The sequence below is a fragment of the Bradyrhizobium sp. HKCCYLRH2015 genome, from assembly GCF_051168215.1.
Classification (GTDB): domain Bacteria; phylum Pseudomonadota; class Alphaproteobacteria; order Rhizobiales; family Xanthobacteraceae; genus Bradyrhizobium.
In genome coordinates this window covers 1-14,118 of sequence record NZ_JBNPUO010000004.1, presented here as the reverse complement: position 1 = coordinate 14,118, position 14,118 = coordinate 1, and the positions used below count along the sequence as shown (strand labels likewise).

At 66.1% G+C, this 14,118-nt stretch carries 11 protein-coding genes and 1 pseudogene; 7 read left to right on the top strand and 5 right to left on the bottom strand.

What is annotated here, in order from left to right:
- The first annotated feature begins 21 nt into the window (after positions 1-21).
- Complete coding sequence (locus ACQR1H_RS11170) at positions 22-1,743, top strand: type I secretion system permease/ATPase (RefSeq protein ID WP_434907557.1); 1,722 nt, start codon at positions 22-24, stop codon at positions 1,741-1,743.
- 39 nt (positions 1,744-1,782) lie between these two features.
- A complete protein-coding gene (locus tag ACQR1H_RS11165; protein ID WP_434907556.1) occupies positions 1,783-2,556 on the top strand; it encodes a hypothetical protein in 774 nt (257 codons plus the stop codon).
- A gap of 53 nt (positions 2,557-2,609) precedes the next feature.
- On the opposite strand, the gene ACQR1H_RS11160 is transcribed toward ACQR1H_RS11165, so the two are convergent.
- Together ACQR1H_RS11160 and ACQR1H_RS11155 are read right to left on the bottom strand one after the other, a co-directional pair.
- On the bottom strand, positions 2,610-2,972 hold the full coding sequence (locus ACQR1H_RS11160) for a hypothetical protein (protein WP_434907691.1): 363 nt from the start codon (positions 2,970-2,972) through the stop codon (positions 2,610-2,612).
- 575 nt (positions 2,973-3,547) lie between these two features.
- Positions 3,548-4,099: a CreA family protein gene (locus ACQR1H_RS11155; protein WP_315800246.1), complete on the bottom strand. Its 552-nt coding sequence runs from the start codon at positions 4,097-4,099 to the stop codon at positions 3,548-3,550.
- A 226-nt stretch (positions 4,100-4,325) separates the two neighbouring features.
- On the opposite strand from ACQR1H_RS11155, the gene ACQR1H_RS11150 reads away from it, so the two are divergent.
- The 4 genes from ACQR1H_RS11150 to ACQR1H_RS11135 all read left to right on the top strand — a co-directional run bounded on the left by ACQR1H_RS11150 (position 4,326) and on the right by ACQR1H_RS11135 (position 8,504).
- Entirely contained in the window at positions 4,326-6,077 is a 1,752-nt protein-coding gene (locus tag ACQR1H_RS11150; protein WP_434907555.1) for a L,D-transpeptidase family protein, read from the top strand.
- 154 nt (positions 6,078-6,231) lie between these two features.
- On the top strand, positions 6,232-6,807 hold the full coding sequence (locus tag ACQR1H_RS11145; protein WP_316180865.1) for a glutathione peroxidase: 576 nt from the start codon (positions 6,232-6,234) through the stop codon (positions 6,805-6,807).
- Between the two features lie 160 nt (positions 6,808-6,967).
- Entirely contained in the window at positions 6,968-7,924 is a 957-nt protein-coding gene (locus ACQR1H_RS11140) for a polysaccharide deacetylase family protein (RefSeq protein ID WP_315800249.1), read from the top strand.
- A gap of 19 nt (positions 7,925-7,943) precedes the next feature.
- Complete coding sequence (locus ACQR1H_RS11135; RefSeq protein ID WP_316180866.1) at positions 7,944-8,504, top strand: dihydrofolate reductase family protein; 561 nt, start codon at positions 7,944-7,946, stop codon at positions 8,502-8,504.
- 9 nt (positions 8,505-8,513) lie between these two features.
- Here the strand turns inward: ACQR1H_RS11135 and ACQR1H_RS11130 are convergent, their stop codons facing one another.
- Both ACQR1H_RS11130 and ACQR1H_RS11125 read right to left on the bottom strand, forming a co-directional pair.
- Complete coding sequence (locus tag ACQR1H_RS11130; protein WP_315800251.1) at positions 8,514-8,969, bottom strand: DoxX family protein; 456 nt, start codon at positions 8,967-8,969, stop codon at positions 8,514-8,516.
- A gap of 149 nt (positions 8,970-9,118) precedes the next feature.
- On the bottom strand, positions 9,119-11,431 hold the full coding sequence (locus ACQR1H_RS11125) for an NADP-dependent malic enzyme (protein WP_316180869.1): 2,313 nt from the start codon (positions 11,429-11,431) through the stop codon (positions 9,119-9,121).
- A 240-nt stretch (positions 11,432-11,671) separates the two neighbouring features.
- Here ACQR1H_RS11125 and ACQR1H_RS11120 point away from each other — a divergent pair, with 240 nt between their 5' ends.
- Positions 11,672-13,648: a hypothetical protein gene (locus ACQR1H_RS11120; protein WP_434907554.1), complete on the top strand. Its 1,977-nt coding sequence runs from the start codon at positions 11,672-11,674 to the stop codon at positions 13,646-13,648.
- Positions 13,649-13,907: 259 nt separating this feature from the next.
- On the opposite strand, the pseudogene ACQR1H_RS11115 reads toward ACQR1H_RS11120, so the two are convergent.
- Positions 13,908-14,118: pseudogene (locus tag ACQR1H_RS11115) on the bottom strand (hypothetical protein); the annotation flags it as partial.

Here is a 14,118-nt window from a genome sequence, read left to right as displayed (position 1 = left end):
ACCATCGCAAGGGGATCCGACATGACGAGCACCACCCGAAGCCCGCTGGGAACCGCGCTCCGCGCGTGCTTTCCCGCGCTCACCGCGACCTTCGTGCTCAGCCTCTTCATCAATGCGAGCATGCTCGCCTCGCCACTCTACTCCATGCAGGTCTATGACCGCGTGCTCACCAGCCGCAATCTCGGCACGCTGGTCATGCTGACGCTCATCGTCGGTGTTTTCCTCGTGCTGTATGGCGTCCTCGAATTCGCCCGTTCCGGCGTTCTGGCCCGTGCCGGCGTGCAGTTCGAAGGCACGCTGCGCCACCCGCTGTTCGAGACGATGATGAAGGCGGAGCTGTCGCCGCGGCATCGCTTCGGCCAGCAGATCATCCGTGACGCCGAGACCATCCGCGACTGCATCTCCAGCGGCACCGCCGCCATCGCCTGCGATCTGCCGTGGACGCCGGTGTTCGTCGCGCTGTGCTTTCTGCAGCACGCCTATCTCGGAATCCTCTCTTTGCTCGGCGCGACGGTGCTGTTCTCGCTGGCGCTGCTCACCGAATTCTACACCCGCGCCAGCGTCGAGCGCACCAACGCGCTGGCCAACGAGGCCTCGCGCTTCGTCGCGGCGGCGCTGCGCAATGGCGAGGTCGTGCGCGGCCTCGGCATGGGCGACATCGTCATGGACCGCTGGAGTTGCCGTCAGTCGGCGATGGTCGATGCCCACAGCACCCTCGTCGAGCGGGGCGCGGCGATGCATTCCGTGACCAAGTTCGCGCGCATGGCGGTGCAGACCTCGCTGCTGTGCATCGGCGCCTGGCTCGCGATCGAGCAGCAGATCTCGCCCGGCGCGATGATGGCTACGTCGATCATCATGGGCCGCGCGCTGGCGCCGGTCGAGCAGGTCGTCGGGCAGTGGAAGCGCATCATCGCATTCCGCTCCGCCTATCGCCGGCTGGAGGAGCTGTTCCAGGCCCTGCCAGTCACGGCTGCGCCGACGGCGCTGCCGACGCCGCGCGGCGACATCGACGTCGAGAACGCCGTGGTGTGGCCGCCGGCGGCCGGCCGCCCCTCGGTCAAGGGCGTCAGCTTTTCGCTCAAGGCCGGCGAGAGCCTCGCTATCGTCGGCGCCTCCGCCAGCGGCAAGTCGAGCATGGCGCGCGCCATGGCTGGGGTCTGGCCGCTACGCGAAGGCGTGATCCGCATCGACGGCGCCGCCTACAGCCAATGGGACCCAAACCGGCTTGGCAAGCACATCGGCTACCTGCCGCAGGACATCGAGCTGTTCTCAGGCACCGTCGCCGACAACATCGCCCGGCTTGCGAAGGTCGACGAAGCAGCCGTTGTCGCTGCCGCCAAGGCCGCCGGCGCGCATGAGGTCATCCTGCGCCTGCCCAACGGCTACGACACGCCGATCGGCGAAGGCGGCGTGGCATTGTCCGGCGGCATGCGGCAGCGCGTCGGCCTCGCCCGCGCGCTCTACGGCAACCCGCGGCTCTTGATCCTCGACGAGCCGAACTCGAACCTCGACGAGGACGGCGAGCGGGCGCTGGCGCACGCCCTGGCCCAGGCGAAGACCGCCGGTCGCACCGTGATCGTCGTCACTCACCGTCCGCAGCTGTTGGCGCATGTTGACCGCATCATGGTGATGGCCTTCGGCAAGACGCTGGCATTCGGCCCGCGCGACGAGGTGATCGCCAAGATGCGCGGCCAGCGTGTCGTCGTCGCCCACGACCGGGCGACCGCCAGCGCCGCGGCCTGAACGAAGCCAGTGCAGATCGCACACCGCAAGGAGCCGGCCATGATCAAGTTCACATCCAATGCGAGGACCCTGCAGCTGGCCTTCGCGACCGCCGTCCTGCTGCCGATCTCGGCTGCGGCGGAGACGCCGATGACCGCGCGGCAGATGCTGGCTCACGCGCAAACCCAGGCCCTCAATGTCCCCAGCGATATCAGGAAGCCCGAGTTGGACCGCAGCGAAAAGATCACCAGCGAGGCCGCCTCCGCAGGCAATGCCGCCATCGCCGCCCCGCTTCCGGTCATCGAGCCGCCGGCGCCGATCTCGCCGCCAGCCCCGGCGCTCACCGCACTGGCTGCGCCCGTCCCGGCGCCTGGGGCAGCCTCGTCGCAGACGCGTACCAACTCGCTCACGGCCGCCGCGCCCGTTGCTGAAGCTGCCAAGACGTCGAATGCAGCGCTCGCGACACCGCCCGCGGCCGCCACCACCGAAGCAGGCCCGATGGCACCAGCCCCGACTCCGCCCGTCACGGCCGCAGCTTCACCGGTGCTGGTCCCCGCGATCGCTCCTGTTGCCGCGCGGCCCCGGTCCGGCCTCCCGGCCGCGGCGGCCACACAGGCCACGGGGACGCAACCGGCCGCTTCGTCGTCCGCCGAAAAGCCTGCTCCTGTACGGCATCAGCCAACCCGTGCCGGCGCGGCAGCGGCCCGTCCTGCACCCAAGCCTGCTGCAAGATCGTCAAGACACAGCGACGAGGATGCCATCAGTACCCGGATCTCGCGCATCATGCGCCGGCCGGACGTGCAGTCCCTGATGTCGCAATACGGCCTGGACTGACAACGAGCACCGCCGGACGATCGATGCTGATCGACATCAGGCCCGGCGGCTGATCAGTTGGCCGGATCGAACATGCACTGCAGCGCGGGTTTCGCGATCTTGGTGAACGTGGGGCCGATCTCCGCTCGCTTCGGTGCGGGCACCCAATCGATCTCGATGGTCGGCACGCCGGTCTCGCTGATCCCGCGCAGCAGCGCCTCGCGCAAGTCGGCATCCTCCACCATCGCGGCCGCATGATCATGCAGGCAGGAGCAGACAGCTTCAGGATGCGTCCACCGGTCGAGCATATGAGGCGCACACTGCCGGACGAACTCGCCGCGCAGATCTGGCAATCGGGTCGTCGTCCGCGCCTCGACGCAGGGCCAGAAGAGGCACACCAGCACGGCAAGCGCCGCAGCGCCCAGCCGAAAACGCATGGTGGACCGCTGGTGCTTGTTTTTCGTCATGTCATCCACGCGGGCCGGAACGACAGGATTCGCATGTCGCTGATGGTTTCTTACCCGCTTCAGGTTTCAAGCGGCCTGCGGCACGGGCACAAAATGGTTTCATGGCCCCTCCGCTTCGTTTCATCGCGACCCACCCGACGACACAAAGTACAATCAAACCGAGAGTGATCTAAGCACCACCTGCTTTCGCTGCGCCAGCGCCATCCGGGGCAATCGTCAATCTCCCGATGGAGAGCTTCTTAACGACCTTGCGTTAACCGTGGCCGCCAGGGAGAACCTCCCAGGCCACCACAGCGATCCGGCAGCGCGGCGCGCTGGGGGACGAAGTTGCCCCTCAGGGTCACCATGGACGAGCGCTTGCCCATACCCAAGCCGAAAGTGTCTCGCCGCAGCTCCCTGGCTTACGCCGATGGCGCAGCAGCGAACCGAGAGCTACGCCGGCTCGACGCTGCAGAGCCTGGTGCGGCTGATCGGCTGCCACGATCCTGCCAAGCAGCAACCGCCCAGCCAGGCTTTCGGCAGCCGATCGTCTCTTGGCACATCCCTTATTGAATGAAATCGCCGCACTTCTGGACTGCGCCGTCATCGGCTTTGCCCCAAGGCATGATCGGGACGGAGGAGGTCGAGTTCTTCGGCGAGCCCTCGATCAGCCTGTCCGAGTAGACCATGTAGACCAGCACGTTGCGCTTGGCGTCGCAGCCGCGAACGATCTGCATCTTCTTGAAGAACAGCGACCGCCGCTGCCGGAACATGTCGTCGGCCTGTTCGAGCTTGCGCTTGAACCTGATCGGGCCGATCTGCCGGCATGCGAGCGAGATGTCGGAGACCTCCTCGGCCAGGCCCAGCCAGCCGGCATATCCGCCCTTCTGCGGCACCGTGAAGTGGCAGGCGACGCCCTCGACCTCTGGATCATCAACGCCATAGGTCGCGAGCTTGTCATTCGGGCTGAGCAATTTGAACACGGTCGACCGACGGAAGATCAGATCCGGCTCGTCTGCGGCGTATGCTGAGATGACAGGCGAGGACAATCCGATAAGCAGTAGGCAAGCGAGGGTTTTCAGCCACAGATCAAACCGTTTGGTGGCTCTGAACGACATGTCGGTCTCCGTTATACCGCCGATGCTCGGCATACCGCCCATGTAGGGACACAAATGCCTGCAAGGAAGGCGCTCCAGCCCGTGACCTTCCCCTACCCGTTTAACGGGATGTGAGGCTTTTCTGCTACGATTGGAACGAAATCACGCAGGGCAGAAGCCCCAAGCTGGTGAACGCAGACTCCGTCTGCGACACTAAAGACCAGATGGTTCTTGAGGATTTGCCGGAATGCTCTGCGTTCGTGCGGCCGCCAGGGGGCGGTTCTATTGTGCAGCAATCGTTTCAGTTCCGCTTGCCCTCGCAGCGACTTCACAGGCTGACGCAGCGTCTTATTACTACTGGAACGACTCTCAGCCCGTCACCATTGCTCCGACCTTACGCCCGGCCGCGCCGCGCAGGGCCAAGGCGCGCCACCTCGACAAGCTGAAGACCGAGAAGGAGGCTGCCAAGCCGCAAGGGCCGGTCACGATCGCGGTGTCGATCAACAAGCAGCAGCTCAAGGTCTACGACGCAAACGGTCTGTTCGCGGAAGCGCCGGTCTCGACCGGCATGAAGGGACATTCCACCCCGATGGGCGTGTTCAGCGTCATTCAGAAGCAGAAATTCCATCGCTCCAACATCTATAGCGGCGCCCCGATGCCGTTCATGCAGCGCATCACCTGGTCGGGCGTCGCGCTCCATGCGGGCGTACTGCCCGGCTACCCGGCCTCGCATGGCTGCATCCGCATGCCGCCAAGCTTTGCAACCCGATTCTATGGCTGGACGCGGATGGGATCCCGGGTCCTGGTCACGCCGAACGAGGTGGCTCCTGCGAGTTTCTCGCATCCGATGCTCGCTGCACTGAAGGCGCCGCAGCCGAGCGCATCGGTGCAACCCGATGCGACTGCGCCGGCGGCGATCAAGTCGGACAAGGGCGCGGCCGTCACCACCGCGATCACAGTCGCGACGACGGATCTGCGCGCCACGATCGGTCATGCCGAGAGCCCGCGCTCCGGCGAAGGATCGCCCGCCGCGTCGCGCCAGGTGCAGACCGCCGACGCCGCCAACGCCAACGGACTCCCACCGATGGTCTCGGATGCTTCCCCAAGCGTCGAACCATCGCGCTCGCCACCGGTGGAGGTTCAAAGCAATACTGCCGATCTGAAGCCCAGTGTCGCCGAGACCAAGATTGAGCCTGCGACCGCCGACGCAGAGGCCAAGTCTGCCCCCGGCGACGTCGCTCCGGCGAGCGAGCCAACGAATGCTGCGCAGGTGGCCGCTCCGGCTGTCGAGAAGCCGGCTGAGGCATCGAATGCCGAAGCCACCGGTTCGACCGAACTCAAGCCTGCCGAGTCCAAGCCGCCTGAGTCCAAGTCGGTAGAGTCCAAGCCTGCCGACGCCCCGATCGCGGACCAGCCTGCGTCGCCGTCCACACCGGCGGCAGAGGCACCGGCGAAGGCGGTCGATCCCAACGATCTCGCCAAGGATCAGTCGCGTGTTGCCGCGCCGGACAAGCCGATTGCGCCCAAGCCCGAATTGAAGCGCAACAGCCAGATCGCGATCTTCATCAGCCGCAAGGATTCGAAGCTGTACGTGCGGCAGAACTTCGCTCCGGTGTTCAACATCCCGGTCACCATCGCACCGGGCGACAAGCCGCTCGGCACCCACGTGTTCACCGCGACGGCTGACAAGGCCGATCCGGCGACGATGCGCTGGTCGGTCGTCTCGCTGCCCTCCTCGGCGCGGAGCACCGCGGCGAACGATGGCGCCGCCAAGGCGGTCCGGCGCGGCAAGAAGTCCGCGGGCGCCGATGCCGAGCTGAAACAGGTCGTTCAGCTGAGCAGCGCAGCCGAGGCGCTCGATCGCATCACCATTCCCGCCGACGTGATGGCGTGGCTCGGCGAAGCCCTGTCGACCGGAAGTTCGCTGATCGTCTCCGATCAAGGCATCAACCAGGGCGAAACCGGCGAGGGCACGGACTTCATCCTTTCGCTGCGCTGAAGACCGATCACGTCCCTCTTTCCGCCCCACCGCAGGGGTATCCCGTGCCGCAATGCAGTCTGATCCAGCGCAACGTCGCGGCCGTTCACGCAGCGGCCGGTCGAGCGCGGGCACATTCATGCTGACGGGGCTGGCTCTGCTCAGGGAGATTCACATGATCAATCGCAGGATGGTTGTTCTCGGCATCGGCGCCTCGTTGTCGGGCGCGGCGCTCACGTCGCAGGCGGCTCATGCCGACAATGCGGTGACCAAGATGACCGCCTACCGCTTCTCCTTCCCGGCGCTGGCCGGTGAGCCGATTCGGCTCGCCGATTTCGCCGGCAAGCCGGTGCTGGTCGTCAACACGGCCTCGCAGTGCGGCTACACCCCGCAATACACCGGCCTCCAGAAGCTGTGGAGCGAGTTCCATGAGCGCGGGCTGACGATCATTGCCGTGCCGTCCAACGACTTCAACCAGGAGCCCGGAATCGCCGGCGACATCGCCGAGCTGGCCAACAAGGACTATGGCGTGACCTTCCCGATGACCGCCAAGGCGGTGGTCACCGGTTCCAACGCCCACCCGTTCTACCGCTGGGCCGCCGAGGCGCGGCCCAAGGAGACGCCGCGCTGGAACTTTCACAAATATCTGATCGGCCGTGACGGCTACATCGCCGACGTGTTCGCCTCCTCGGTCGAGCCGACGGAGACGCGGGTCAAGACCGCGGTCGCCCGGCTGCTGGCGAACGGCTGAGCAACACTCGGCAGGAATGCGGCGGAAGCCGGCAACTTCCCCCGTGTTTTTGCCTCGTTTCCTTTTGGCGCCACTCCGGCTGCTGGGCTAATATCCCGGCCGGATGACGGAGCGACTCTCGGCACTGGCGCTCCCGTTGCAACAACCCCGAGGAAACACGATGCGGATTGCAGCAGGATTGGTGTTCGCGAGCTCTTTGGCGGCTTCGCTGTTGACGTCTGGCGTGGCGTGGTCGCAGGCGCAGCGCACGGCGGCGGCACCGACCCCGGCTGCTGCCGCACCCGTACCCGCTCCGGCCGCTGCGGTGCAGACCCAGCCGCCGCGCGCGCCCTGCATGAACCCCGAGGCGCTCGGCGTCGGCCGCACCGTCGAAATCGACACGACCGGCGGTCCAGGCTTCGGCTTCGAGCACTTCAAGGACCTTGACTTCCTGAAGGATCACGAGGTCGTGCTGACCTTCGACGACGGCCCGTGGCCGGAGAACACGCCCAGCGTGCTCAAGGCGCTTGCCGACCAGTGCACCACCGGCATCTTCTTCATCATCGGCAAGCATGCGACCTATTATCCGGAGATCCTGAAGCAGGTCTACAATGCCGGCCATACGGTCGGCACGCACACCTGGTCGCATGCGGCGCTGACCAACAAGAAGCTGACCGAGGATCAGCGCAAGGAAGAGATCGAGCTCGGCATCAGCGCCGTGAAGTGGGCGCTCGGCGGCAACTCGCCGGCGCCGTTCTTCCGCTTCCCGGCCCTGCAGCACCCGCCGGAGATGGTGACCTATCTCGGCACCCGCAACATCGGAATCTTCTCCTGCGATCTCGACTCGTTCGACTTCAAGGCGCGCAATGCGCAGGCGGTGCTCGACGTCACCTTCAAGAAGCTCGACAAGCTCGGCAAGGGCATCATCCTGATGCACGACTTCCACAAGCATACCGCCGAGGCCCTGCCCGAGATGCTGCGCCGCCTGAAGGCCGGCGGCTACAAGGTGGTCGCGATGCGCGCCAAGGCGCCGGTGCAGTCGCTGCCGCAATATGACGAGCAGCTCGCCAAGGTCGCGAAGCTGCCGACGGTGAGCCAAAGGCCGGTCTCGAGCGTTGTGACGACAGTGTCCGAATGAGACAGGATTCCTTTCGTCAGTGACCAAGCTTCGTATCGAAGGTTACGTGATCGTGTCGGCCGACGGGATGTTGGCCGACGCGCACAATGCGATGCCGCCCGCCCTGAAATTCCCCGGCGACGCCGCATTCTTTTCCCAGGCCCTCGATGGCGCCGATCTGATCGTCCATGGCCGCAACTCTTATGAGGACCAGCCGAACTCGCCGAAGCGCCGGCGCATCGTCGTGACCCGCAAGGTCGCGGGGCTGGCGCCGGATCCGGAGAAGCCGCTCTCTACCCTTTGGAATCCGGCGGGCGCCTCCTTCGAAGCCGCCTGTGAAGCCGCGGGCGTCAGCTCTGGCACGGTGGCGGTGATCGGCGGTCCGGTCGTGTTCGAGATGTTCATGGACAGCTACGACAGCTTCTTCCTGTCGCTGGCGCCCCACGTCTCCCTGCCCGGCGGCGCGCCGTGCTTTCCAGGCGTCGGTCCCGACCGATCGCCGCAGCAGGTGCTGACGGCCCACGGCTACACGCCGTCCAATCAGCTGATGCTCGATCCCGCCGACGACGTCAGCGTGACCGCCTGGAAGCGATCCGCTTAAGGCTCCCTCCTAGATATCTCCGTAGGCGCTCTGCTCCGGTGCCTTCGGGCCCTTGCCGTAGCCGAAGATCATGAACAGCGCGCCGATGATCGACAGGTTCTTCAGCGCGTCGATCAGGGTCTTGGCGTTGTCGGGCGGGGTCTGGTTCCAGAAGTCATGGAAGTAGAAGATGGTCGCGCCGACGAACAGGATCATCAGAGCCGCGAAGAAACGCCCGAGAAAGTTGAGCGCGATCATCACACCGGCGAGCACCTCGAACGCGCCGGCCGCGATCGCCAGGATCTGCGGCATCGGCATCTTGGCGGCGGCCTCGAGCTGCGCCGCATAGGGCGCGAGCATCGTGGGAATCGTGACCTTGGCGGCGATCAGATCGGCGGTGGCGGCAATGCCGAACAGCTTGGTCGCGCCCGTGTAGATGAAGATCACGGCGAACAGAACGCGCCCGAACGTAATGAAACCCGGCATTCTCGCCCTCACGGATCAACTTCAAACGATGTGTCGCCGGCCTACAGGGCCGGATATGTGACGTCGCGAACGCTTTTCAACAATAAAGGCGGGCGGAATACGACCGAAACCGGACGAATTCCGCCACACTTCGATCACGCCAACCCGCTTTACGCGAACAGCGTCGGCTGCGCCCTCCCCGCCCGCTCCTGGGCCTCGACGGCGGCCACCGCCGTCATGTTGAGAATGCCGCGCGCCGTCACCGATGGCGTGAGGATATGCGCCGGCCTGGCAGGGCCGATCAGGATCGGCCCCACCGGGACCGCATCCGCCAGCACCTTGATCATCTGATAGGCGACGTTGGCGGCATCGAGATTCGGCATGATCAGCACGTTGGCCGAGCCCTCGAGATTGGAATGCGGCAGGATCGCCTTGCGCGCGGTCGCCGACAGCGCGGTGTCACCCTGCATCTCGCCGTCGGCCTCGAGGTCGGGACGATGCTGCTTCAACAGCGCCGTCGCCTGCCGCATCTTGCGCGACGACTCCGTGTCGTAGCCGCCGAAATCGGAGTGCGACACGAACGCGATCTTCGGCTTGATGTTGAAGCGCGTGACGTGGTTGGCCGCCAGCGAGGCCATCTCGGCGAGCTCCTCAGCGGTCGGATCCGGCCGCACCTGGGTGTCGCCGATGAAATAGGCGCCCTTGCTGGTGATGGTGAGCGCCAGCGCCGCGTAGTCGCTGACCCCCGGCATGAAGCCGATGATCTCGCGGACATGACGCAGATGGCTCATGTAGCGGCCCTCGACGCCGCAGATCATGGCGTCCGCCTCGCCTCTGACGACGGCGAGCGCCGCGATGACCGTGGCGTTGGTGCGCACCACCGTGCGCGCCGCATCCGGCGTGACACCACGGCGGCCGGCGATCTCGATGTAGCTCTGCACGTAAGACCGGTAGCGCGGATCGTCCTCGGGATTGACGAGGTCGAAATCACGCCCGGCCTTGATCGACAGGCCGAAGCGCTTGATGCGGGCCTCGACAACGCTGGGGCGACCGACCAGGATCGGCCGCGCCAGCTTCTCCTCCAGCACCACCTGGGTGGCGCGCAGCACGCGCTCGTCCTCGCCCTCGGCATAGATCACGCGGACCGGCTGCGTCTTTGCCTTGGCGAACACAGGCTTCATCACCAGGCCGGAGCGGAACGCGAAACGCTCCAGCAACGCGGTGTACTCGTCGAAGTTCGTGATCGGCCGGGTCGCAACACCGGACTCCATCGCCGCCTTCGCCACCGCGGGCGCGATGCGCAGGATCAGGCGCGGATCGAACGGCGATGGGATCAGCGACCCCGGGCCGAAGCCCTGCGTCTCGCCGCTATCGAAGCCGCGGCTCACCGCATCCGAGGGCGGATCCTGGGCGAGCTGCGCGATCGCATCGACAGCGGCCTGCTTCATCGCCTCGTTGATCGCGGTGGCGCCGACGTCGAGCGCGCCGCGGAAGATGAACGGGAAGCACAGCACGTTGTTGACTTGGTTCGGGAAGTCCGAACGCCCGGTGCAGATCATCGCGTCGGGCCGTGCGGCGCGCGCCTCCTCCGGCATGATCTCCGGATTTGGATTGGCGAGCGCCATGATCAGCGGCTTCTCGGCCATCTGCTTGAGCAGCTCCGGCTTCAGCACGCCGCCGGCGGACAGCCCGAGGAAGATGTCCGCGCCACCGATCACATCGGCGAGCGTCCGCTTGTCGGTCTTCTGCGCATAGACCGCCTTCCACGGATCCATCAGCGTGTTGCGGCCCTCATGGACGACGCCGTCGATGTCGCAGACCCAGATGTTCTTGCGCTGCGCGCCCATCGACACCAGCAGATTGAGGCAGGCGATCGCGGCGGCGCCTGCGCCCGACGTCACGATCTTGACCTCGGAGAGCTGCTTGCCGGACAGCGACAGCGCGTTCTTGATCGCGGCGCCGACGATGATTGCAGTGCCGTGCTGGTCGTCATGGAAGACCGGGATCTTCATCCGCTCCTTGAGCCGCGCCTCGATCTCGAAGCACTCCGGTCCCTTGATGTCCTCGAGGTTGATGCCGCCGAAGGTCGGCTCCAGCGCCGCGACCGTCTCGACCACCCGGTCGATGGTATCGGCCGCGATCTCGATGTCGAATACGTCGATGCCGGCGAATTTCTTGAACAGGACCGCCTTGCCCTCCATCACCGGCTTGGAGGCCAGGGGGCCAATATTGCCGAGGCCGAGCACAGCGGTCCCGTTGGAGACGACGGCCACCAGGTTGGCCCGCGCGGTCAGCGACGCCGCCTCGGCCGGGTTGTTGGCGATCTCGGTGCACGCAGCGGCGACGCCCGGCGAATAGGCCAGCGCCAGGTCGCGCTGATTGGCGAGCGGCTTGGAGGCCTGGATCTCCAGCTTGCCGGGCCGCGGCAGGCGGTGATAGGCCAGGGCTGCGGAACGAAGATCTTCAGAATAGGACGACGACATACGTGCTCCAGCGTTTCCGACCCGGATTTTTGGTCTCTTGAGTCTCGGTCAGACGTCGGTTTTTCCGGCCGGTGGAAGCGCATGTGATGCACGCTGGGCGGCTTTCATGCAACATCCGAAACCATGCTCGCCGGCATCCCGGGCCAGCGATTCCCCAATTCGCAGAAGCACATCCCTACTCCATCGATTTCATTGAGACCATCACCACTTGCTGCCTAAGCCTTGGGCGGAGCACATCAAATGACCCGTATCGTGATCGGAATTCTCACGGCTGTCGCGCTGGCCGTCGCTGGCCTCGTCGGCGTGCCCTGGTACGCCCAGAGCCGCGCCGAGCGCGAGGTCGAGGCGAGCTTTGCCCAGATCCGGCAGAGTGGCGCCACGGCAACCCATGGCAAGGTCGCCTTCGACCTGTGGAGCCGCAAATTGACAATCGCCGACGTCAAGCTGGAATCGGCGACCCAGCCGCCGGCCAGCGTCACGCTTGGCACCGTCACCGCGACCGGCCTGAGCCAGCCTGATTCCGAGCATGTCACGGCCGCCAGCATCGAGATCGGCGACATCGCCATGGCCGGCCAGATCCCCGGCCCCTCGCCGCTGCGCCTGAGCTACAAGCTGCCGCAACTGGTGGTGAAGGATTACGCCGGCCCGGCGCGGTTCGCGGCGATCCCGGCCGGGGCGGGTGCGCTCGAGACCACCCGCGCCCTCGCCCAACAGCTCGCCACCGTCAGCGCCACCTCGGCCACGGTGCCGCGGGTCACCGGCACGATGGAAGGCGGCGCCGCGGTCGGGCCGACCGAATTCGGCTATTCCGGGCTGGTGGTGGACGGCATCAAGGGCGGCCGCATCGACAACTACAAGATCCAGGAAGTCACCTTCAGCACGGCGGCGCAGCCGCCGAACGGCAAGGTCGAGACGGTGCGCGGCCGCATGCTCGACATCGTGACCAAGGACATCGACGTCAACGCCATCGTCGCCCTGTTCGCGACCGAGTCCGCCAAGGACGATCGTGCCATCCGCCTGAGCGGCTCCGCCGGGATGGGCCTCTACGAGATCACGTCCGATCTCGGCATGCGCATGCACATCGACGCCCTGACGATGGACGAGTTCGGCGTGCGGCCGTCGCGCATCCAACTGCCCGCGCTGGTCGCTGCCCTGACGCCGACCTCGCCGCGAACGAGCGCCATGACGCCCGACCTCATCGACAAGGTGGCCAGCATCTATGACGGCGTCCTGTTCAAGAACGTCGAGGTCCGAGGTCTGGCGGTCGAGACTCCCGACGGCCCGGTCAAGGTCGCGCTGACGCGGTTCGACCTCGACGACGGCAAGGGCGACGTCGCGTTCGAGGGCTTCGACGGACGGACCCCGAACGGACCGGTCAAGCTCGGCCGCTTCGCGGTCAAGCGCTTCGACATGGGCGGTATGCTGCGCCAGACCGCCAAATTCGCCGTGCCCGGCGCCAAGCCCGGTGCGGCCGAAGCCATGGCGCTGTTCAAGCTGATCGGCGGCATCGAGCTGAAGGGGCTGACGACCTCCTACAAGGCGAGCACCAAGCCGGTGCAGATCGACAATTTCAGCCTCGACTGGGGCCAGTTCGTCGGCCCCATCCCGACCCAGGCGCACCTGGTGGCCAAGATGGCCGGACCTCTGGATGCGTCCAATCCGGCGCTGCTGCCGCTCCTCGTCGCCGGCATCGACACCGCCGCGTTCGACGCCGATCTCGGCCTCGGCTGGACCGAGAGCTCGGGTGCGTTCGCGCTCCAGCCCTTCAAGCTCGAGGTCAGCAACCTCATCGCAGCCTCGGCCAATGTCTCGCTGTCGCAGGTGCCGCGCGACGTGTTCACCATCGACCTGCAGCAGGCCACGACGGCAGCGGAGCAGATCGAGGCCAGCGGGCTGGAATTGACCCTGCGCGATCTCGGCGCGGTGGACGTGCTCGTCGCCAACTACGCGCGCGGTCATGCGATCACGCGCGATGCCGCGCGCAAGGCGCTGGTCGACAGCATCAAGGCGATCGGTGCCCAGGTCGCCGCCGACAACATCGATGTCGCCAGCGCCGTCGAGGCCATCAGCCGTTTCGTCCAGATCCCGCGCCAGACCTTCACGCTGAAGCTCTCGCCGCGCGCCAAGGTCCCAGCCCTGCAGCTCGCCCAGCTCATCGCCATCGACCCGCCGAGCGCGCTGGCGCAGTTCAAGATCGAGGCCCAGACCGCGCCGTGACTTGAGCCGCGATGTGAGGGGAGAGTGAGTCCCGCCTCTCTCCTCCGTCATTACGCATTCCGGGGCGCGCGCAGCGCGAGCCCGGAATGACAACGATGGGATTTGTGCACGGGGCTGACATCGGTACGATGGCGAGGACGGCCTTTGTCCCATGAACGTCCGCGTTCTTCGCATCCCTCATTCAAGTCAACTCGCGAGCCACGCGCGTCCCCGATCCCGCGGCGCGAGCGCCCGAGTTGTCCGGTCGTTCGGCCCTCTCTCAGATGAAGAGGGCGCAGGGAATGCCGGGTGCTGGCCGCAACCCATGGCCCGCCTGCGAAAAAAATGCAGGCGGCAGGTACCACAGGTTCAGCCGAACATCCGGCATTCCCTGCGCGGTGGGCTTTGCGGCTGCTTCGCGCTCTTGTGTGTTCGAAACCTGCCAGAATGTGCGAACGGGCGGTTCTGACCAACCGCCCGTCGCTGGATCT

What these genes read in the sequence shown, in the direction of transcription:
- ACQR1H_RS11120 (WP_434907554.1), top strand. Translation starts at nt 11,672, where the DNA reads ATGACCCGTATCGTGATCGGAATTCTCACGGCTGTCGCGCTGGCCGTC.
- ACQR1H_RS11140 (WP_315800249.1), top strand. Translation starts at nt 6,968, where the DNA reads ATGCGGATTGCAGCAGGATTGGTGTTCGCGAGCTCTTTGGCGGCTTCG.
- ACQR1H_RS11130 (WP_315800251.1), bottom strand. Translation starts at nt 8,969, where the DNA reads ATGCCGGGTTTCATTACGTTCGGGCGCGTTCTGTTCGCCGTGATCTTC.
- ACQR1H_RS11145 (WP_316180865.1), top strand. Translation starts at nt 6,232, where the DNA reads ATGATCAATCGCAGGATGGTTGTTCTCGGCATCGGCGCCTCGTTGTCG.
- ACQR1H_RS11155 (WP_315800246.1), bottom strand. Translation starts at nt 4,099, where the DNA reads ATGTCGTTCAGAGCCACCAAACGGTTTGATCTGTGGCTGAAAACCCTC.
- ACQR1H_RS11150 (WP_434907555.1), top strand. Translation starts at nt 4,326, where the DNA reads ATGCTCTGCGTTCGTGCGGCCGCCAGGGGGCGGTTCTATTGTGCAGCA.
- ACQR1H_RS11125 (WP_316180869.1), bottom strand. Translation starts at nt 11,431, where the DNA reads ATGTCGTCGTCCTATTCTGAAGATCTTCGTTCCGCAGCCCTGGCCTAT.
- ACQR1H_RS11165 (WP_434907556.1), top strand. Translation starts at nt 1,783, where the DNA reads ATGATCAAGTTCACATCCAATGCGAGGACCCTGCAGCTGGCCTTCGCG.
- ACQR1H_RS11170 (WP_434907557.1), top strand. Translation starts at nt 22, where the DNA reads ATGACGAGCACCACCCGAAGCCCGCTGGGAACCGCGCTCCGCGCGTGC.
- ACQR1H_RS11160 (WP_434907691.1), bottom strand. Translation starts at nt 2,972, where the DNA reads ATGCGTTTTCGGCTGGGCGCTGCGGCGCTTGCCGTGCTGGTGTGCCTC.